This is a genomic window from Bordetella genomosp. 6, assembly GCF_002119705.1.
Taxonomy (GTDB): domain Bacteria; phylum Pseudomonadota; class Gammaproteobacteria; order Burkholderiales; family Burkholderiaceae_B; genus Bordetella; species Bordetella bronchiseptica_F.
Genome location: NZ_CP021107.1, coordinates 5,082,842 through 5,101,350 on the forward strand (window position 1 = coordinate 5,082,842; position 18,509 = coordinate 5,101,350).

General features: G+C 62.9%; 31 protein-coding genes and 1 pseudogene. 3 read left to right on the forward strand and 29 right to left on the reverse strand.

Features of this window, described 5'->3' with window-relative positions; genetic code table 11:
- Positions 1-100: 100 nt before the first annotated feature.
- Positions 101-538, forward strand: a complete 438-nt coding sequence (locus CAL11_RS23880) for an HIT family protein (RefSeq protein WP_015064752.1) — start codon at positions 101-103, stop codon at positions 536-538.
- A gap of 133 nt (positions 539-671) precedes the next feature.
- Here CAL11_RS23880 and rplQ read toward each other — a convergent pair whose 3' ends face one another.
- The 19 genes from rplQ to CAL11_RS23975 form a co-directional block, all read right to left on the reverse strand.
- Positions 672-1,067 (reverse strand): 50S ribosomal protein L17, encoded by a 396-nt coding sequence (gene rplQ / locus CAL11_RS23885; protein WP_003806934.1) that lies wholly within the window; start codon positions 1,065-1,067, stop codon positions 672-674.
- A 158-nt stretch (positions 1,068-1,225) separates the two neighbouring features.
- Positions 1,226-2,212 (reverse strand): DNA-directed RNA polymerase subunit alpha, encoded by a 987-nt coding sequence (locus CAL11_RS23890; RefSeq protein WP_015064754.1) that lies wholly within the window; start codon positions 2,210-2,212, stop codon positions 1,226-1,228.
- Positions 2,213-2,427: 215 nt separating this feature from the next.
- Positions 2,428-3,051, reverse strand: a complete 624-nt coding sequence (gene rpsD, locus CAL11_RS23895) for a 30S ribosomal protein S4 (protein WP_003806931.1) — start codon at positions 3,049-3,051, stop codon at positions 2,428-2,430.
- Positions 3,052-3,062: 11 nt separating this feature from the next.
- On the reverse strand, positions 3,063-3,464 hold the full coding sequence (gene rpsK, locus CAL11_RS23900; protein WP_003806930.1) for a 30S ribosomal protein S11: 402 nt from the start codon (positions 3,462-3,464) through the stop codon (positions 3,063-3,065).
- Between the two features lie 15 nt (positions 3,465-3,479).
- Positions 3,480-3,845 carry a 30S ribosomal protein S13 gene (gene rpsM, locus CAL11_RS23905; RefSeq protein WP_003806929.1) on the reverse strand — a complete coding sequence of 122 codons (366 nt, stop codon included), beginning with the start codon at positions 3,843-3,845 and terminating at the stop codon, positions 3,480-3,482.
- A gap of 41 nt (positions 3,846-3,886) precedes the next feature.
- Positions 3,887-4,000, reverse strand: a complete 114-nt coding sequence (gene rpmJ, locus CAL11_RS23910; RefSeq protein WP_003806928.1) for a 50S ribosomal protein L36 — start codon at positions 3,998-4,000, stop codon at positions 3,887-3,889.
- A gap of 34 nt (positions 4,001-4,034) precedes the next feature.
- Positions 4,035-4,253: a translation initiation factor IF-1 gene (gene infA / locus CAL11_RS23915; RefSeq protein WP_003806927.1), complete on the reverse strand. Its 219-nt coding sequence runs from the start codon at positions 4,251-4,253 to the stop codon at positions 4,035-4,037.
- 7 nt (positions 4,254-4,260) lie between these two features.
- Positions 4,261-5,586, reverse strand: a complete 1,326-nt coding sequence (secY, locus tag CAL11_RS23920) for a preprotein translocase subunit SecY (RefSeq protein ID WP_003806926.1) — start codon at positions 5,584-5,586, stop codon at positions 4,261-4,263.
- Positions 5,587-5,600: 14 nt separating this feature from the next.
- The gene (rplO, locus tag CAL11_RS23925) at positions 5,601-6,041 is read right to left on the reverse strand and encodes a 50S ribosomal protein L15 (protein WP_015064755.1); all 441 of its coding nucleotides are present in this window, start codon (positions 6,039-6,041) and stop codon (positions 5,601-5,603) included.
- A gap of 9 nt (positions 6,042-6,050) precedes the next feature.
- Complete coding sequence (rpmD, locus tag CAL11_RS23930; RefSeq protein WP_003806924.1) at positions 6,051-6,236, reverse strand: 50S ribosomal protein L30; 186 nt, start codon at positions 6,234-6,236, stop codon at positions 6,051-6,053.
- A 3-nt stretch (positions 6,237-6,239) separates the two neighbouring features.
- Positions 6,240-6,764, reverse strand: coding sequence for a 30S ribosomal protein S5 (gene rpsE, locus CAL11_RS23935; RefSeq protein WP_003806923.1), 525 nt, complete (start codon positions 6,762-6,764; stop codon positions 6,240-6,242).
- 15 nt (positions 6,765-6,779) lie between these two features.
- The gene (rplR, locus tag CAL11_RS23940; RefSeq protein ID WP_015064756.1) at positions 6,780-7,142 is read right to left on the reverse strand and encodes a 50S ribosomal protein L18; all 363 of its coding nucleotides are present in this window, start codon (positions 7,140-7,142) and stop codon (positions 6,780-6,782) included.
- Positions 7,143-7,163: 21 nt separating this feature from the next.
- The gene (gene rplF, locus CAL11_RS23945; RefSeq protein WP_015064757.1) at positions 7,164-7,697 is read right to left on the reverse strand and encodes a 50S ribosomal protein L6; all 534 of its coding nucleotides are present in this window, start codon (positions 7,695-7,697) and stop codon (positions 7,164-7,166) included.
- Between the two features lie 10 nt (positions 7,698-7,707).
- The gene (gene rpsH, locus CAL11_RS23950; RefSeq protein ID WP_003806920.1) at positions 7,708-8,103 is read right to left on the reverse strand and encodes a 30S ribosomal protein S8; all 396 of its coding nucleotides are present in this window, start codon (positions 8,101-8,103) and stop codon (positions 7,708-7,710) included.
- 10 nt (positions 8,104-8,113) lie between these two features.
- Complete coding sequence (gene rpsN, locus CAL11_RS23955) at positions 8,114-8,419, reverse strand: 30S ribosomal protein S14 (RefSeq protein ID WP_003806919.1); 306 nt, start codon at positions 8,417-8,419, stop codon at positions 8,114-8,116.
- Positions 8,420-8,431: 12 nt separating this feature from the next.
- Positions 8,432-8,971 carry a 50S ribosomal protein L5 gene (gene rplE / locus CAL11_RS23960; RefSeq protein WP_003806918.1) on the reverse strand — a complete coding sequence of 180 codons (540 nt, stop codon included), beginning with the start codon at positions 8,969-8,971 and terminating at the stop codon, positions 8,432-8,434.
- Positions 8,972-8,983: 12 nt separating this feature from the next.
- A complete protein-coding gene (rplX, locus tag CAL11_RS23965) occupies positions 8,984-9,304 on the reverse strand; it encodes a 50S ribosomal protein L24 (RefSeq protein ID WP_003806917.1) in 321 nt (106 codons plus the stop codon).
- Positions 9,305-9,314: 10 nt separating this feature from the next.
- A complete protein-coding gene (rplN, locus tag CAL11_RS23970; protein WP_003806916.1) occupies positions 9,315-9,683 on the reverse strand; it encodes a 50S ribosomal protein L14 in 369 nt (122 codons plus the stop codon).
- 452 nt (positions 9,684-10,135) lie between these two features.
- Entirely contained in the window at positions 10,136-10,897 is a 762-nt protein-coding gene (locus CAL11_RS23975) for an aspartyl/asparaginyl beta-hydroxylase domain-containing protein (RefSeq protein WP_432206080.1), read from the reverse strand.
- 214 nt (positions 10,898-11,111) lie between these two features.
- Between CAL11_RS23975 and CAL11_RS23980 the strand changes: the two genes are divergently transcribed.
- Together CAL11_RS23980 and CAL11_RS23985 are read left to right on the forward strand one after the other, a co-directional pair.
- On the forward strand, positions 11,112-12,539 hold the full coding sequence (locus tag CAL11_RS23980; RefSeq protein WP_033463380.1) for an NAD-dependent succinate-semialdehyde dehydrogenase: 1,428 nt from the start codon (positions 11,112-11,114) through the stop codon (positions 12,537-12,539).
- Between the two features lie 86 nt (positions 12,540-12,625).
- Positions 12,626-13,490 (forward strand): annotated as a pseudogene (locus tag CAL11_RS23985) (alpha/beta fold hydrolase).
- A gap of 215 nt (positions 13,491-13,705) precedes the next feature.
- Here CAL11_RS23985 and rpsQ read toward each other — a convergent pair.
- Genes rpsQ through rplC form a run of 10 tightly spaced genes read right to left on the reverse strand, consistent with a single transcriptional unit; the run spans position 13,706 to position 18,464 of the window.
- Positions 13,706-13,987: a 30S ribosomal protein S17 gene (gene rpsQ / locus CAL11_RS23990; protein ID WP_033467241.1), complete on the reverse strand. Its 282-nt coding sequence runs from the start codon at positions 13,985-13,987 to the stop codon at positions 13,706-13,708.
- A 1-nt stretch (position 13,988) separates the two neighbouring features.
- On the reverse strand, positions 13,989-14,180 hold the full coding sequence (gene rpmC / locus CAL11_RS23995; protein WP_003806912.1) for a 50S ribosomal protein L29: 192 nt from the start codon (positions 14,178-14,180) through the stop codon (positions 13,989-13,991).
- Positions 14,181-14,190: 10 nt separating this feature from the next.
- Positions 14,191-14,607 (reverse strand): 50S ribosomal protein L16, encoded by a 417-nt coding sequence (rplP, locus tag CAL11_RS24000; RefSeq protein WP_003806911.1) that lies wholly within the window; start codon positions 14,605-14,607, stop codon positions 14,191-14,193.
- Positions 14,608-14,609: 2 nt separating this feature from the next.
- Positions 14,610-15,401, reverse strand: coding sequence for a 30S ribosomal protein S3 (gene rpsC / locus CAL11_RS24005; protein ID WP_033467238.1), 792 nt, complete (start codon positions 15,399-15,401; stop codon positions 14,610-14,612).
- A 9-nt stretch (positions 15,402-15,410) separates the two neighbouring features.
- Entirely contained in the window at positions 15,411-15,740 is a 330-nt protein-coding gene (rplV, locus tag CAL11_RS24010; RefSeq protein ID WP_003806909.1) for a 50S ribosomal protein L22, read from the reverse strand.
- Positions 15,741-15,743: 3 nt separating this feature from the next.
- Complete coding sequence (gene rpsS, locus CAL11_RS24015) at positions 15,744-16,019, reverse strand: 30S ribosomal protein S19 (RefSeq protein WP_003806908.1); 276 nt, start codon at positions 16,017-16,019, stop codon at positions 15,744-15,746.
- 12 nt (positions 16,020-16,031) lie between these two features.
- On the reverse strand, positions 16,032-16,859 hold the full coding sequence (gene rplB / locus CAL11_RS24020) for a 50S ribosomal protein L2 (RefSeq protein ID WP_033467235.1): 828 nt from the start codon (positions 16,857-16,859) through the stop codon (positions 16,032-16,034).
- Entirely contained in the window at positions 16,860-17,156 is a 297-nt protein-coding gene (gene rplW / locus CAL11_RS24025) for a 50S ribosomal protein L23 (protein ID WP_003806906.1), read from the reverse strand. It lies immediately after the preceding gene.
- Entirely contained in the window at positions 17,153-17,770 is a 618-nt protein-coding gene (gene rplD, locus CAL11_RS24030; RefSeq protein WP_003806905.1) for a 50S ribosomal protein L4, read from the reverse strand. Before rplD ends, rplW begins: the two co-directional genes overlap by 4 nt.
- Positions 17,771-17,774: 4 nt before the next feature.
- Positions 17,775-18,464, reverse strand: coding sequence for a 50S ribosomal protein L3 (rplC, locus tag CAL11_RS24035; protein WP_033459515.1), 690 nt, complete (start codon positions 18,462-18,464; stop codon positions 17,775-17,777).
- Positions 18,465-18,509: the final 45 nt, after the last annotated feature.

The following is an 18,509-nucleotide window of genomic DNA, read 5'->3' on the forward strand; positions in this document are numbered from 1 at the left end:
TCCTGCGAACGGGCATTGAGGGATACTGTGGGTATTTTATCGATAACGACCGGCGGGTATGTCCCTGCGCCGCGCCCGACCAACAAGGAGACCGCCAGACATGTCGCACGATTGCCTGTTCTGCCGCATTTCCCGCGAGGAGATCCCGGCCCACGTCATTCACCAGGACAACCGGCTGCTGGCGTTCCTGGACATCCACCCCGTACGGCCAGGCCACGTCCTGATCATTCCCCGCCAGCACTATCCCTATTTCGAGGACATGCCGGCCGATCTCGCCGGACATATCCTGAATCTGGGCCAACGCCTGGCCCGCCACATGAAACGCCTGTATTCGGTCGAGCGAGTCGGTTTTGCCTTCACCGGCATCCACGTGGCGCATGCCCATGCCCACCTGATTCCGATGCACCACCCGCAGGACGTCACCTCCACCCAGTACATCGAACAGAAGGACCTGACCTTCGTCATGCCGCCGCAGCCGCCGGCCGAGCAGCTCGCGTCCGTGGCGCAGGACCTGCGCGCCGCCTTGACCAAGGCCTGAGGCCCCCGCCCTGGCGCCAGGGGCGCCGTTGCCCGGTCGCCCGGCGCGGCCGGCCCGCGCAAGGCCCGGGCGGGCCGCAAAAAGCAAGGGCGGGTCCGAAGACCCGCCCTTGCCGCTTTCCGCGCTGCCGGATTTACTCGGCGTCGCTGTCCGCTTCGGATGCATCCACTTCCGGACGGTCAACCAGCTCCATGAAAGCCATGGGCGCGTTGTCGCCTTGACGGAAGCCCATCTTCAGCACGCGGGTGTAGCCGCCGTTGCGGTTCGCGTAGCGCGGACCGATTTCGGCGAACAGCTTGACCACCGCATCGCGATCGCGCAGACGGGCAAACGCCAGACGCTTGTTCGCGAGGGTGGGCTCCTTGCCCAGCGTGATCAGGGGTTCGATGACGCGGCGCAGTTCTTTCGCCTTCGGCAGCGTGGTCTTGATCGCTTCGTGCGTGATCAGCGAAACGGCCATGTTGCGGAACATGGCAAGACGGTGACTGCTGGTGCGGTTGAGCTTACGCAAGCCATTACCGTGACGCATGATATTTCCTTTGAATCTAAGGACGGCGTTTCCGCCATCGGGTTATCCGGCTCTTCTATCGGCCTGTGGCAGGCCGCGGTCCGGTGGAAAAAGTATGCACCTTTCGATGCATGAAAACATCGCGGCGGGCGCATGCCGCGCCCGCCGCGCTTGACCGCTTACGGACGCTCGAGGCCCAGCGGGGGCCAGTTTTCCAGCTTCATGCCAAGGGTCAGGCCGCGTGCGGCCAGCACTTCCTTGATCTCGTTGAGCGACTTGCGACCCAGGTTGGGGGTCTTGAGCAGTTCGTTCTCGGTACGCTGGATCAGGTCGCCGATGTAGTAGATGTTCTCGGCCTTCAGGCAGTTGGCCGAACGCACCGTCAGCTCCAGATCGTCGACCGGGCGCAGCAGCACCGGATCGATCTGCGGCGTACCGCGCACCGGCGGCTCGTACGCATCGCCCGCGCCTTCCAGCGCCGCGAACACCGAGATCTGGTCCATCAGGATGCGGGCAGCCTGGCGCACCGCTTCCTCGGGCGAGATCACGCCGTTGGTTTCGATGTCCAGCACCAGCTTGTCGAGGTCGGTACGCTGCTCGACGCGAGCGCTTTCGACGGCATAGCTGACGCGGCGCACGGGGCTGAACGAGGCGTCCAGCACGATGCGGCCGATGGTGTGCGTGCGGTCTTCCGACAGCGCGCGCACGTTGCCCGGCACATAGCCGCGCCCCTTCTCGACCTTGATCTGCATTTCAATCTTGCCGGCGTCGGTCAGATTGCAGATCAGGTGGTCCGGATTGATGATCTCGACGTCGTGCGGCAGCTCGATATCGCTGGCCACCACGGTGCCGGCGCCATTCTTGCGCAGCACCAGGGTCACTTCGTCGCGGTTGTGCAGCTTGAACACCACGCCCTTGAGGTTCAGCAGGATGTCGACGACATCTTCGCGAACACCGGCAATGGTCGAATATTCGTGCACCACGCCGGTCATCTGCACTTCGGTCGGCGCGTAGCCGGTCATCGACGACAGCAGAATGCGGCGCAGGGCGTTGCCCAGCGTGTGGCCGTAGCCGCGCTCGAACGGCTCCATCACGATCTTGGCGTGATGCGCCCCGACCGGTTCGACTTCGATGGAACGCGGCTTCAGAAAACCTTGAGTGGACATGTACTGTTTTCCTTTTCAATACCCTCGGCTCGTTACACCGATAAGGCTGATGGAATTAAGTGAAACAACGCATAAACCGCGGCCCGAAAGCGGCCGCCGTTTCTACCGCAAAGCCCGCCCCGCCAAAATGGCGAAAGCGGGCTGGCGCGGGTGAGGCAAAACGGTTCGCACAGCCACCAGTGCGCCGCCATCCCGAAGGCGGCGGCGCGCGGCGATCAACGCGAGTACAGTTCGACGACCATCGACTCGTTGACGTCGCGGGCGACGTCGGCGCGATCGGGGGCCGACTTGAACGTACCGGTCATCTTGCTGGCGTCGACTTCCACCCACTGGGGCAGGCCGATGCTGGCAGCCAGATCCAGCGATTCGCGGATGCGGCCTTGCTTCTTGGCCTTCTCGCGAATCGAGATCACGTCGCCGGCCTTGACCAGCATCGACGCGATGTCGGCGGTGTGGCCGTTCAGCTCGATGGCGCGGTGGCTCACCAGCTGGCGGGCTTCCGCGCGCGTCGAGCCGAAGCCCATGCGGTAGACGACGTTGTCCAGGCGCGATTCGAGCAGCTGGATCAGCGTTTCGCCGGTGTTGCCACGACGACGCTCGGCTTCAACGAAGTACTTGCGGAACTGCTTTTCCAGAACGCCGTACATGCGCTTGAGCTTCTGCTTCTCGCGCAGCTGCAGACCGTAGTCCGAAGTACGGGCACCCGAGGTGCGGCCATGCTGGCCCGGCTTGGAATCCAGCTTGCACTTGGAATCCAGCGAGCGGCGTGCGCTCTTGAGGAACAGGTCGGTACCCTCGCGGCGCGAGAGCTTGCATTTGGGTCCAATATAACGTGCCATGTGGATTCCCTTTAGATACGACGACGCTTCGGCGGACGGCAGCCGTTGTGCGGAACGGGCGTGATGTCGGCGATGCTCGAAATCTTGATGCCCAGCGCATTGAGCGCGCGCACCGACGATTCACGGCCGGGGCCGGGGCCCTTGATGCGCACTTCGAGGGTCTTGATGCCATATTCCATGGCAACGCGACCAGCCGTTTCAGCGGCAACCTGCGCGGCGAACGGCGTCGACTTGCGCGAGCCCTTGAAGCCTGCGCCACCCGACGTCGCCCACGACAGGGCATTGCCCTGACGGTCGGTGATGGTGATGATGGTGTTGTTGAACGAAGCGTGAACGTGCGCGATGCCGTCCGAGACGTTCTTCTTGACCTTTTTGCGTACGCGCGAAGCGCCGCTGGTGGAAGCTTTCGCCATAATCTAGATCCTCGATTATTTCTTCAGGGACGCAGCAGCACGACGCGGGCCCTTGCGGGTGCGGGCGTTGGTGCGGGTGCGCTGGCCGCGCACGGGCAGGCCACGCTTGTGGCGCATGCCGCGGTAGGTTCCCAGGTCGATCAAACGCTTGATCGAGAGCTGAACTTCACGACGCAGGTCGCCTTCAACCGCGAACACGCCAATGTGTTCACGGATGCGCTCCAGCTCGGCGTCGGTCAGATCCTTGACCTTTTTGGTAACGGGCACACCAGCAGCTTCGCAGATCTTGCGGGCGCGCGTACGACCGATGCCAAAAATGGCGGTCAGGCCGATCTCGGCGTGCTGTTGCGGCGGAATGTTAATGCCAGCAATACGGGCCATGACTGTTCCTTGAATAAATCCGTTGCGTACCGCTAACTGGGTTAGCCTTGACGCTGCTTGTGACGCGGGTCGGTGCAGATGACACGCACCACGCCGTGACGTTTGATAACTTTGCAGTTGCGGCAGATCCGCTTAACCGATGCCATTACTTTCATGGTTGACTCCTAATTTTCCGTAATCCGGTCCGCTTCACTTGGAGCGGAAAACAATTCTGGCTCGCGTGAGGTCATAGGGCGTGAGCTCCACTGTGACCTTGTCGCCGGGCAGAATCCGGATGTAATGCATACGCATCTTGCCGGAAATATGGCCCAACACCACGTGGCCGTTTTCGAGCTTGACGCGGAAGGTCGCGTTGGGGAGGTTCTCAAGAACCTCTCCTTGCATCTGGATGACGTCGTCCTTAGACATTCTCTGCTTACCGCATCGGCAAACCCGAGCCCTTGAAGTTCGCCTTCTTGAGCAGCGAGTCGTATTGGTGAGACATCATGTAGGCCTGTACTTGCGCCATGAAATCCATCGTCACCACGACAATAATCAACAGGGACGTACCACCGAAGTAGAACGGCACATTCCAACGCATCACCAGGAATTCCGGCAGCAAGCACACCAGCGTGATGTAAATCGCACCAGCCAGCGTCAAGCGCATCAGAATCTTGTCGATGTAACGCGCGGTTTGCTCGCCCGGACGGATGCCCGGAACGAAGGCGCCGCTCTTCTTCAGGTTGTCTGCAGTTTCGCGGCTGTTGAACACCAGGGCCGTGTAGAAAAAGCAGAAGAAAATGATCGCGACCGAGTACAGCGTGATGTACAGCGGTTGACGAGGCTCGAGCGCGGCAGCAAGGTCACGCAGCCAGGCCATGCGTTCGCCGCTCGAGAACCAGCTGGTGATCGTGGCCGGGAACAGAATGATCGACGATGCGAAGATCGGCGGAATCACCCCGGCCATGTTCAGCTTGAGCGGCAGATGCGAGCTCTGGCCTCCATACACCTTGTTGCCCACCTGGCGCTTGGCATAGTTCACCGTGATCTTGCGCTGTCCGCGTTCCACGAACACCACGAAGGCGGTAACCAGCACGACCAGGGCCACGATGAACAGCGCCGACAGCACCGACATCGAGTTCGTCCGCACCAGGTCCAGCAGTCCCGCCAGCGCCGAGGGCAGGCCCGCGACGATACCGGCGAAGATCAGGATCGAGATGCCGTTGCCCAGCCCCCGTTCGGTGATCTGCTCGCCCAGCCACATGACGAACATGGTGCCGGTAACCAGCGTGACCACTGTCGTGAAGCGGAACAACATGCCCGGGTCGATGACCAGCCCCGGCTGGGACTCCAGCGCCACCGAAATACCCACCGCCTGCACCAGCGCCAGCACGACGGTGCCGTAGCGGGTGTACTGGGTGATCTTCCGACGACCGGCCTCGCCCTCTTTCTTGAGGGCTTCCAGCGACGGCACCACCACCGACATCAACTGCATGATGATGGATGCCGAAATGTACGGCATGATCCCCAGGGCGAAGATGGAAAAGCGCGACAGCGCCCCGCCCGAGAACATGTTGAACAGGCCCAGGATCCCGCCCTCGTGCTGGCGGAACAGGTCCGCCAGCGCGTCCGGGTTGATGCCCGGCACGGGAATGTGGGTACCGAGGCGGTAAACCACCAGGGCGAGCACCAGGAACACGAGACGGCGCTTCAGATCGCCGTACCGTGCACCGGTTTTGCCCAGAGCCTGCGCTTTAGCCACTCGTCACCTCGCGTTCAAGCAAGCGAGCCGCCCGCGGCTTCGATGGCGGCGCGAGCGCCGGCCGTCGCGGTAATGCCGCGAAGCACCACCTTGCGCGAGAGTTCACCCGACTTGATGACCTTGGCGTAACGCACGCTTTGGCCAACCACACCAGCCGCCTTGAGCGCCTGGACGTCGATTTCCTCGGCTTCCAGCAATTGCAGTTCGGACAGGCGCACTTCGGCGTACAGGTGCTGGCCCAGCGGCGTGAAACCGCGCTTGGGCAGGCGACGCTGCAGCGGCATCTGGCCGCCTTCGAAGCCAACCTTGTGGAAGCCGCCCGAACGCGACTTCTGGCCCTTGTGGCCACGGCCGGCGGTCTTGCCCAGGCCCGAGCCGATGCCACGGCCGACGCGGCGCTTGGCGTGCTTGCTGCCCTCGGCGGGCTTCAGCGTATTGAGTTGAATATCCGACATCGTGATTCCTTAGGCTTCCGAGACGGAGACGAGATAACCCACCTTGTGGATCATCCCGCGCACCTCGGGCGTGTCGACCAGAACGCGGCTGCTGTTGATACGGCGCAGGCCCAGACCGCGAATGGTGTCGCGGTGGGATTGCTTGGTGCCGATCACGGAGCGCACGAGCGTAACTTTGATCTGCTTCTGAGCCATGATTTACCCCAGGATCTCTTCGACGGACTTGCCGCGCTTGGCAGCAACTTCCGCCGGGGTCAGGGAAGCGCGCAGACCATTCAACGTGGCGCGAACCAGGTTGTAGGGGTTGCTCGAGCCCAGGCTCTTGGCAACCACGTTACGCACACCCATCACTTCGAAAATGGCGCGCATCGGGCCGCCGGCGATCACACCGGTACCTTCAGCGGCCGGCGAAATCAGCACCGTCGAGGCGCCGTGCTTGCCCACCACGGTATGGTGCAGCGTGCCGTTCTTCAGGGCAACCTTGAACATGCCGCGACGGGCCTGTTCCATTGCCTTCTGAACCGACACCGGCACTTCACGCGCCTTGCCCTTGCCCATGCCGATACGGCCATCGCCGTCGCCCACCACGGACAACGCGGCAAAGCTCATGGTGCGACCACCCTTGACCACTTTGCTCACGCGGTTGACCGCGATCATCTTCTCGCGCAGACCGTCGTCGTTCTCTTTTTCCGCGGCGTGCTTGCCTTGTACTTTAGTAGCCATTTGACAGATCCTCGCTTAGAACTTCAGGCCGGCTTCACGCGCGGCTTCGGCCAGCGCTTTCACGCGGCCATGGTAACGAAAGCCCGAGCGATCGAAGGCAACCAGTTCGATGCCGGCGGCCTTGGCCTTCTCGGCGACACGCTTGCCCACCAGCGCGGCGGCGGTGGCGTTGCCGCCCTTGCCGGCGGCGCCCAGCTGCGCGCGAACTTCGGCTTCCAGCGTCGAGGCGCTGACCAGCACGCGATCGCCTTCCGGCGAAATGATGTTGGCGTAGATGTGCAGGTTCGAGCGGAAAACCGACAGGCGATGCACTCGCAGCTGCGCAATCTTCCGGCGGGTCGGAACCGCACGACGCAAACGGGAAACTTTTTTGTCCATGATTCGTCCTTGCGTGCGCCGTTATTTCTTCTTGGTTTCTTTGATGACGACGCGTTCGTCCGCGTAACGTACACCCTTGCCCTTGTAGGGCTCAGGTTCACGGTACCTGCGGATTTCAGCGGCCACCTGACCGACGACTTGCTTGTTCGGGCCCTTGATGACGATTTCCGTCTGGGTCGGGCATTCGGCCTTGATGCCGGCGGGCAGCTGGTGCACGACATCGTGCGAAAAGCCCAGCTGCAGCTTGACCGCGTCGCCTTGAATCTGGGCGCGGTAACCCACGCCGACCAGATTCAGCTTGCGTTCGAAGCCCTTGCTCACGCCGGTCACCATGTTGGCGACCAGGGCGCGCAAGGTGCCCGACATCGCGTTGGCATGGCGGCTGTCGTTGGCAACGGCAAACGTCAGCTTGCCATCTTCCTGGACGACGTTGACGTCGCCGGTCAGCGATTGCACCAGGGTGCCCAGCGGGCCCTTGACGGTGATCTGGTCCGGCTGGATGCTGGCTTCAACACCCTTGGGCAGTTCTACCGGGTATTTAGCGATACGTGACATTCGACTCTCCTTAGGCCACGTAGCACAGGACTTCGCCGCCCACGCCATTGGCGCGAGCCTTGCGGTCGGTCATCACGCCGCGCGAGGTCGAAACGATAGCCACGCCCAGGCCGTTCATGACCTGAGGAATGCTGGTGCGGCCCTTGTAGATACGCAGACCCGGGCGCGAGACGCGTTCGATGCGCTCGATGACCGGACGGCCGGCGTAGTACTTCAGGGTGATCTCGAGCTCAGGCTTGGCCTGGGTGCCCTTGACCGAATAGCCATCGATGTAGCCTTCGTCTTTCAGCACGGTGGCGATGGCCACTTTCAGCTTCGAGGCGGGCATGGTCACCGTGGTTTTGTCAACTTGCTGCGCATTGCGAATGCGAGTCAGCATATCGGCGATGGGATCGCTCATGCTCATATTCGTTCTCCTACCAGCTGGCCTTGGTCATGCCGGGAACTTCGCCCTTCATCGCCATTTCACGCAATTTGTGGCGGGTCAGGCCGAACTTGCGGAACACGCCGCGCGGACGACCGGTAACCACGCAGCGATTGCGCTGGCGAGTGGGGTTGGCATTGCGCGGCAGCTGTTGCAGCTTGAGCCGAGCTTGGTAACGTTCTTCGTCGGTCTTCGACTGGTCGTCGATGATCGCCTTCAATTCGGCGCGCTTGGCGGCATACTTGTCAGCCAGCTTGGCACGCTTGATATCGCGATTGATGAGGGAGAGTTTAGCCACGTCATCAGCCCCTTAGTTACGGAACGGGAAGCTGAAGGCCGTCAACAGCGCCTTGGCTTCGTCGTCAGTCTTGGCGGTGGTGGTGATGCTGATGTTCAGCCCACGCAGCGCGTCGATCTTGTCGTATTCGATTTCGGGGAAGATGATTTGCTCTTTCACCCCGATGTTGTAGTTGCCACGGCCGTCGAACGCACGGCCCGAGATGCCGCGGAAGTCACGCACGCGCGGCAGCGCGACCGCAACCAGGCGATCCAGGAATTCGTACATGCGCTGACCACGCAGCGTGACCATGCAACCGATCGGATAGTTCTCGCGGATCTTGAACCCGGCGATAGCCTTGCGGGTCTTGGTCACCACGGGCTTCTGGCCGGAGATCTTGGTCAGGTCGGAAACAGCGTGCTCGATGACCTTCTTGTCGGCGACCGCTTCCGAGACACCCATGTTCAGGGTGATCTTGGTGATGCGGGGCACTTCCATCACGCACTTGTAGCCGAACTTGGCCTGCAGGTCGGCAACGACCTTGCTTTTGTAAAATTCTTGCAAACGAGACATGTCTGTCGCCCCTTACGCCTTGGCGCCGACCACGGCGCCATTGGAACGGAACACGCGAACCTTGCGGCCGTCCACTTCCTGCACGCCGACGCGGTCACCCTTGCCGGTGGCCGGATTGAACAGCGCCACGTTCGAAACGTGGATCGGCATGGTCTTTTCGACGATGCCGCCAGGATTGTTGGCCATCGGGTTGGCCTTGACGTGCTTCTTCACGACGTTCACGCCTTCGACCAGCACGTGGTCGGCGTCAACGCGGGCCAGCACGGTGCCGCGACGCTTCTTGTCGCGGCCGGTCAGGACGATGACTTCGTCGCCTTTACGGATGTTGTTCATCGCGGGCTCCTTACAGCACTTCCGGGGCCAGCGACACGATCTTCATGAACCGCTCGGTACGCAGTTCACGCGTAACGGGTCCGAAGATGCGGGTGCCGATCGGCTCCAGCTTGGCATTGAGCAACACGGCGGCATTGCCACCGAAACGGATCAGCGAACCGTCTTTGCGGCGCACGCCCTTGGCGGTACGCACCACCACAGCGTTGTAGATTTCGCCTTTCTTGACGCGTCCGCGCGGAGCCGCATCTTTGACGCTCACCTTGATGATGTCGCCGATACCGGCATAACGGCGCTTGGAGCCACCGAGCACCTTGATGCACATGACAGCACGCGCACCAGTGTTGTCGGCCACGTCCAGCGTGGTCTGCATTTGGATCATGATTTTTCCTGTTCCAACTTAACTGAAAACACGCCCTTCCCAGGTTCGCATTTCCTGCCAGTTTTGGTCCCGTCAGGTCCGTGCGCAGCCTGCTGGCAACGAACGACCCTGGGTTGAAATCCTGCGGAAATTTCCCTCTTGCCAGCTGATCTGGCCGCCGAACCAGGAACTTGCAAACACCGGTTGCCCGACACCTGCCCGCTCCGCTTCTGCCGCCTGCCTGTCGCTTGGCACCGCCTGGCCATGCCAGGCCCGAAGGCTCATTTCACCCAGGTCGTTTCGTTTAACCCAAGCCTAGAACCCCGGAAGTCCAACCAAAACCGGCCCAATCGAACCAACAATTTGGGAAAGCTGGTAATTCTACCCCGCTGGGCGAAACTATGCAAGGCCATTGTACATTTGCCCCACAGTGTCGGCTCAAACCAACGTCCGCCGGCGGGGCAGGCGGGGCGCTAATGCGGCCCCGTTTTTCTTCCATAGTACCCGCGCTCCCAGGCATCGTGGTTGGCCTTGCCCCGGCGGATCTCGTCCGAAAAGGGCGCCGCCGCCAACACCAGCCGGTTCAGCCAGCGCACCGGCCAGCGGCAGGGCCGCTCGAAGTCCACGAACAGCACCGCACGCACGCCATCGGTATCGTTGTGGACCTGGTGCGGATACAGGTCGTCGAACACGACCGCCCGGCCGGCCTGCCAGACATGGCGCTGGCCGTCGATCTCGATCCAGCACCGTTCGCGCGGCTCCGGCACGATCAGGGCCAGGTGCAGGCGCAGCACGCCATTGTACGGGCCGCGATGCAAGGGAATGCGCTTGCCGGGCTCGAGGATGGAGAAGAACGCCGTGCGCAAGCCGGGGATGCGCCGCAGGGCCTGCGCGGTCCGGGGACAGCGCGCCAGGTTGCGGGTCGAGCGCATGCCATACCCCATGAACACGAACGTCTTCCACTGATCGTCGTTGGTGATCATGCCCACGTCCGGCGAGATCTCGTGAAACGCGGGCAGCCTCTCGCGCTCGCGCAGCAGTTCGTCCAGCTCGCCACGGATCGCGTCGGCCCGGGCCTCCAGGCCCGCCACCCAGGGAAAGCGCGCATTATCGAAGATGGGCTGATCGCCCACCAGCGAGGCGCGCGCGATGCGTCCGCGCAGCCAGTCGATGAAACGGAAGAGAGCCCTGGAATAAAGGCTGGGCGGCCTGCTCGGCAAATGGTCGGCTGACACGGTACTTTTTTCGGAGCTTGAGATGTCTGTGGGCGCATCCTGGACTACCGTTGCCTGGATTGCGGCCCGGGCGGCTCCGATCATACCAACGGCGCCGCCCCGGCACCATTGGCTCCGTGGTCCCGGCTCCTAGTGGCCCCCCCGCGACAGGGCAAGCTGGTTTAGACTGGCAAAAAACACCCCCCCCCCAATAAATTCGCGAGGACTGACAAGCATGTATGAACAGTTGGCACTGTATATCGATGGCGAGTTCCTGACGGGCGACGGCAGGCGCACGCAGGACGTCGTCAATCCGGCCACGCTCGAGGTGCTTGGCCAGTTGCCGCACGCCTCCGAAGCCGACCTGGACCGCGCCCTGGCCGCCGCGCAACGCGCCTTCGAATCGTGGAAGCGCACCTCGCCCATGGAACGCGCCGCCATCCTGCGCAAGGTTGGCCAGCTCTCGCGCGACCGCGCCCAGGAAATCGGCCGCAACATGACGCTGGACCAGGGCAAGCCCCTGGCCGAAGCGGTGGGCGAAGTGGCCTCCTGCTCCGAGCACGCCGACTGGCATGCCGAAGAATGCCGCCGCATCTACGGCCGTGTGATCCCGCCGCGCAACCCGGATGTCCGCCAATTGGTGGTGCGCGAGCCCATCGGCGTGTGCGCCGCGTTCACGCCCTGGAACTTCCCGTACAACCAGGCCATCCGCAAGATCGCCGCCGCCCTGGGCGCCGGCTGCACGGTGGTGCTCAAGGGGCCTGAAGACTCCCCCAGCGCCGTGATGGCGATTGCCCGCATGTTCCACGAGGCCGGCCTGCCCAAGGGCTGCCTGAACATCGTCTGGGGCGAACCGGCCAAGATCTCCGACTACCTGATCCGCTCGCCCATCGTGCGCAAGGTGTCGTTCACGGGCTCCGTGCCGGTCGGCAAGCAGCTGGCCGCCCTCGCCGGCGCGCACATGAAGCGTGTCACCATGGAGCTCGGCGGCCATTCGCCCGTGCTGGTGTTCGACGACGCCGACATCGATCGGGCCGCGGAAATGCTGGCGCGCTTCAAGGTCCGCAACGCCGGCCAGGTGTGCGTGTCGCCCACCCGCTTCTATGTGCAGAACGGCGCCTACGAGCAGTTCCTGGCGCGCTTTACCGAGGTGCTCAAGAACATCAAGGTCGGCGACGGGCTGGAGAAAGGCACCGACATGGGCCCGCTGGCGCACGAGCGCCGCGTTCCCGCCATGAGCACGTTCGTCGACGATGCGCTCAAGCACGGCGGCAAGGTGGTGCTTGGCGGCGACGCTCCGGACCGCAAGGGCTACTTCTTCAGCCCCACCGTGGTCACCGAGCTGCCCGACAATGCCATGCTGATGACCGAGGAACCCTTCGGCCCGCTGGCGCCGGTGGTGCGCTTCACCGACACTGACGAAGTGCTGCGACGCGCCAACAGCCTGCCGTTCGGCCTGTCTTCGTATGTGTTCACCAACTCGCTGAAGACCGCCACCAAGGTCTCCAATGCGCTGGAGGCCGGCATGGTCAACATCAATCACTTCGGCAGCGCGCTGGCCGAAACGCCCTTCGGCGGCATCAAGGACAGCGGCATCGGCAGCGAAGGCGGCCTGGAAACCTTCGACGGCTACCTGGTCACGAAGTACATCACGCACATCTGATCCGGGCTGCCGGGCTCAAGCCAACCCCGCCGCGATCCGGCGGGGTTTTTCGTGGCCGGCAAGCCGGCGAAACCGGGAGAAAGACCATGTCATGCCTGCCTCTGCCCACATCGCACTACGCGCAGTGCGCCGGACGCGAGCTGCACTACGTCGAAATGGGGTCGCCGGGATGCGCCGCCGCTGGTCATGTGGCATGGACTGGCGCGTACCGGCCGCGACTTCGACGACCTGGCGCAGGCCCTGGCCGACCGGTACCGGGTCATCTGCCCCGACACGATAGGCCGCGGCATGTCGCAATGGAGTCCCCGGCCTGCGCAGGAATACTGCCTGGATTTCTACGCCACGCTGGCGTGCGGGCTGCTCGACCAGCTGGACCTGCCGCAGGTACGCTGGATCGGCACCTCGATGGGCGGCGCGATCGGCCTGCACGGTGCCGCCACCGCGCTGCGCGGACGCGTGACGCACTTGGTGCTCAACGATATCGGCCCGACGCTTCCCGCGCCGGCCGTCGAACGCATCCTGGCGTACGCAGGCGAACCGCCGTCATTCGATACGGTCGGCGCGCTGGAAACGTGGTTGCGAGCCGCCTACCGTCCCTATGGATGGCTGAGCGACGCGCAATGGCGCCGCATGGCGGAAACCTCGATGCGCCGCCTGCCCGATGGACGCGTCACCACGCACTACGACCCGGCCATCGTCGGCCAATTCCACCATCACCCCACCGACTACGAACGCTGGTCCGAATACGATTCGCTGCGCATGCCCGTATTGCTACTGCGTGGCGCCGACTCCGACCTGCTGTTGCCGGACGTCGCGCACGCCATGACGCAGCGCGGGCCGCGCGCCCTGCGTATCGATTTTCCTGGTTGTGGCCACGCCCCGGCGCTCAACGTCACGGCGCAGATCCAGGCCGTCGCCGATTTTCTCGGGGCACCCGCTGCGCTCGCCTGACGCGCATTGTCGTACTGACATTCCCCGCAGGGGACAGATACCGTCCTGGCCGTCAAGCGTTCACGGCGTATGGCGGGAGCCTGTCCCGGCGGGGACAGGCTCCCGCCCGCCCCCTGCAGAGGGGCAATGCTCGATGAACAAAAAAAAACGGCAAGAGCCAGGCTCTTGCCGTTTCATGCCGGAACGGCAAGCCGTTCCGGTGTACTGCGTGCAACTTAGATGATGCGCGCCGCTTCGACCAGACGCACCACACGCCACGCCTTGGAGCGCGAGATGGGGCGGCCTTCCGCGATTTCGACGGTATCGCCTTCGTTGTATTGGTTCGATTCGTCATGCGCCTTGTACTTGGCCGAACGCATGATGATCTTGCCAAAGATGGGGTGCTTGACGCGGCGTTCGACCAGAACGACGACCGTCTTGTCCATCTTGTTGCTGACAACCTTGCCAACCAGCGTGCGCTGGCGCTTGGCAACCTGAGTGTTTTGAGTTTCGCTCATATTATTTCCCTGCCTTCTCGGTCAGCAAGGTACGCACGCGCGCGATGTCGCGGCGCACGTTGCGCAGCTGGCTGGTATTGGCAAGCTGCTGCGTGGCCTTCTGCATACGCAGACCGAATTGTGCCTTCAGCAGGCTCTCGAGCTCTTTGCCGAGCTCGGCGGCGTCTTTGGAACGGAGTTCGCTGGCTTTCATTTAGTACTCCTTAAGCACCGATATGACGCGCGACGAACGTGGTCGAGATCGGCAGCTTGGCAGCGGCCAGGCGGAACGCCTCGCGCGCCAGTTCTTCACTGACCCCTTCCATTTCGTAGAGCACCTTGCCCGGCTGGATCTCGGCGACCCAGTACTCAGGGTTGCCCTTGCCGTTACCCATACGGACTTCGGCCGGCTTTTGCGAGATCGGCTTGTCCGGGAAGATACGGATCCAGATACGGCCGCCACGCTTGATGTGACGGTTGATGGCACGACGAGCGGCTTCGATCTGGCGCGCGGTCAGGCGACCACGGCCGGTGGCCTTCAGGCCGAACTCGCCGAACGAAACGTGCGTGCCGCGCGAAGCCAGGCCCGTGTTCCGGCCTTTCTGCTCTTTGCGGTACTTCCTGCGAGAGGGTTGCAGCATGGTTATTCTCCTTCAGGCGCCGGAGCCGCGTCCGCCTTGCGGGGACCACGGCCACGACCACCCGGACGACCGGTACGGGCACCATCCGGACGATCGCCACGCGGGGCGCGACGCGGACGACGCTCTTCTTCACGCGGGGTGGCGGCTTCGGGAGGCAGCTCGCCATTGGCCAGCATGTCGCCCTTGTAGACCCACACCTTGATGCCAATCACACCGTAGGTGGTGTGGGCTTCCGAGGTGCCGTAGTCGATGTTCGCCTTCAGCGTGTGAAGCGGTACACGGCCTTCGCGGTACCATTCGGTGCGCGCGATTTCGATGCCGTTCAGACGGCCCGAGCTCATGATCTTGATGCCTTGGGCGCCCAGGCGCATGGCGTTCTGCATGGCGCGCTTCATCGCGCGGCGGAACATGATGCGCTTTTCGAGCTGCTGCGAGATCGAGTCGGCGATCAGCTGAGCGTCGGTTTCCGGCTTGCGGATTTCCTCGATGTTGACGTGCACGGGCACGCCCATCAGACGCTGCAGATCGGCCTTCAGGTTCTCGATGTCCTCGCCGCGCTTGCCGATCACCACACCCGGACGGGCCGAGTAAACGGTGATGCGGGCGTTCTTGGCGGGACGCTCGATGATGACGCGACCAACGGAAGCGCTCTTCAGCTTCTTCTTCAGGTACTCGCGAACGCGGATGTCTTCGGCCAGCATGGTGCCGAAAGCCTTGTCGTCGGCGAACCAACGCGAGGACCAATTACGGGTGACCGCGAGACGGAACCCAGTGGGGTGAATTTTCTGACCCATCGTGACTCCTTAAGCTCCGACCTTGACCGTGATATGGCAGGTCTGCTTCTCGATACGGTTGCCGCGGCCCTTGGCGCGAGCCGAGAAACGCTTCATCGATTGAGCCTTGTCCACATAAATGGTGGTGACCTTCAACTCGTCGATATCGGCGCCGTCGTTGTGCTCGGCGTTGGCGATAGCCGACTCGACAGCCTTCTTCAGGATGACGGCGGCCTTCTTGGGCGAGAAGGTGAGGATGTTCAGGGCTTGAGCCACCGACTTGCCGCGGATCAGGTCCGCAACCAGACGGGTCTTCTGGGCCGAGATGTGAACACCACGGATAATGGCAGTAGTTTCCATCGCTTACCTCTTCGACTTCTTGTCCGCGGCGTGACCCTTGAACGTACGGGTCAGCGCGAACTCGCCCAGCTTGTGACCGACCATGTTCTCGTTGATGTAAACGGGAACGTGCTGGCGGCCGTTGTGGACGGCAATCGTCAGGCCGATGAATTCCGGCAGGACCGTGGAACGACGCGACCAGGTTTTGATCGGCTTCTTGTCTTTGCCCGCGACAGCCGCATCCACCTTTTTGATCAGGTGCGCGTCGACAAACGGGCCTTTCTTGATCGAACGTGACATAGTGTTCGCCTCTTACTTGCGCTTGCGCCGTTGGACGATCATATTGTTCGTCCGCTTGTTGCGACGGGTCTTGAAGCCCTTCGCCGGGGTACCCCACGGGCTCACCGGTTCGCGAGCTTCGCCGGTACGGCCTTCACCACCGCCGTGCGGGTGATCGATCGGGTTCATGGCAACGCCACGAACCGTCGGACGAACACCACGCCAGCGCATGGCGCCGGCCTTGCCGATCTGGCGCAGGCTATGTTCTTCGTTGCCGACTTCACCGATGGTGGCGCGGCATTCGATGTGCACGCGGCGCACTTCGCCGGAGCGCAGGCGCACCTGGGCGTACGTGCCTTCACGGGCCATCAGGACGGCGGAAGCGCCGGCCGAACGGGCCATCTGGGCACCCTTGCCAGGGATCATTTCGATGCAGTGAATCGTCGTGCCCACCGGGATGTTGCGGATCGGCAGGGTGTTGCCGGCGCGGATCGGGGCTTCGATGCCCGAGATCAGCGTGGCGCCCACTTCCAGGCCGCGCGGCGCGATGATGTAGCGACGCTCGCCGTCGGCATAGCACAGCAGTGCGATATGCGCGGTACGGTTGGGGTCGTATTCCAGGCGCTCGACCTTGGCCGGGATGCCGTCCTTGTTGCGACGGAAGTCGACAACGCGGTAGTGCTGCTTGTGACCGCCGCCACGATGGCGAACCGTGATGTGGCCGTTGTTGTTACGGCCCGAGCCACGGGTCTTCTTCTCGAGCAGCGCAGCGTGAGGCGCGCCCTTGTGCAGCTTCGGGCTGACGACCTTCACCATGCCACGGCGGCCAGCCGAGGTCGGTTTGACTTTAACGAGGGCCATTTACTTCACCTCCGCAAAGTCGATTTCCTGGCCGTCCTTGAGCGCGACATAGGCCTTGCGCTCATTGCGACGACGGCCAACGAAGCGGCCAAAGCGCTTGACTTTGCCCTTACGGTTGAGGACCTGCACGGATTCGACCTGCACCTTGAACAGCAGTTCGACGGCAGCCTTGATTTCCGGCTTGGTAGCGTCAGCCACGACACGGAAAGCGACTTGCTGATTCTTCTCGGCAACGAAGGTGGCCTTTTCGGTCACGATCGGTGCCAGAATGACTTGCATCAAGCGTTCGGCATTCATCCCAGCATCTCCTCGAGTTGCGCGATGGCCGGCTTGGTGATCAGCACTTTCTTGTAGTGGATCAGCGACAACGGATCGGCATAGCGGGGCTCGACCACGGCAACGTGCGGCAGGTTGCGCGTGGCGAGATAAACATTCTCATCGACGTTGTCGGTGATGATCAGGACCGAATCCAGGCCCAGGCTCTTCAGCTTGGCGGCAGCCAGCTTGGTCTTGGGCGATTCGAGCGTGAACGTATCGACGACGGCGACGCGGTCTTCACGGGCCAACTGCGACAGAATCGAGCGGATCCCGGCGCGGTACATCTTCTTGTTGACCTTCTGGCTGAAGTTCTCTTCAGGCGAGTTCGGGAACGCGCGACCACCCCCACGCCACAGCGGCGACGAGGTCATACCGGCGCGAGCGCGGCCGGTACCCTTCTGGCGCCAGGGCTTCTTGGTGGAGTGCTTGACTTCGGCACGGTCCTTCTGAGCGCGGTTGCCGCTGCGGGCATTGGCCTGGAAGGCCACCACGATCTGGTGAACCAGCGCTTCGTTGAAGTCGCGACCGAAGATGGTGTCGGGCGCGCTGAACGTAGCGGCCTGACCTTGGTCATTCAGGAGCTTGAGATCCATTTACTTACGCCCCCTTCTTGGCCGGCGCCTTGATAGCCGGACGCACGATGACATCACCGCCGGCGTGGCCCGGGACAGCGCCCTTGACCATCAGCAGGCCGCGTTCGGCATCGACGCGAACCACGTCGAGGTTTTGAACGGTACGGGTGACGTCACCCATATGGCCGGACATGCGCTTGCCGGGGAAAATACGGCCCGGATCCTGCGCCTGGCCGATCGAGCCGGGGACGCGGTGCGAGCGCGAGTTACCGTGCGAGGCGCGCTGCGAACCGAAGTTGTGGCGCTTGATCGTACCGGCGAAACCCTTACCGATGCTGGTGCCCGTGACGTCGACCTGCTGGCCGGCTTCGAACACGGATTCCACGGCGATGACCGCACCAGCCGCAAATTCGGCGGCGCGAGCGGGATCGAGGCGGAATTCCTTCAGGATGCTACCGGCTTCCGCGCCAGCCTTGGCGTAGTGGCCGGCTTGCGGCTTGACCACGCGCGTGGCGCGGCGGGTGCCATAAGTCACTTGGATGGCGGCGTAGCCGTCGGATTCCAGGGACTTGACTTGGGTCACACGGTTGTTCGACACGTCCAGCACAGTCACAGGGATGGACTCGCCATCCTCCGTGAAAATACGGGTCATGCCGACCTTGCGACCCACCAGACCCAGCCGATGGGCGGCGGGCGTGGGCGTCGAATTCGACATTGTTTTCTCCATTCCCGACTGCGATTGGTCGGGGCTAATCAGGCG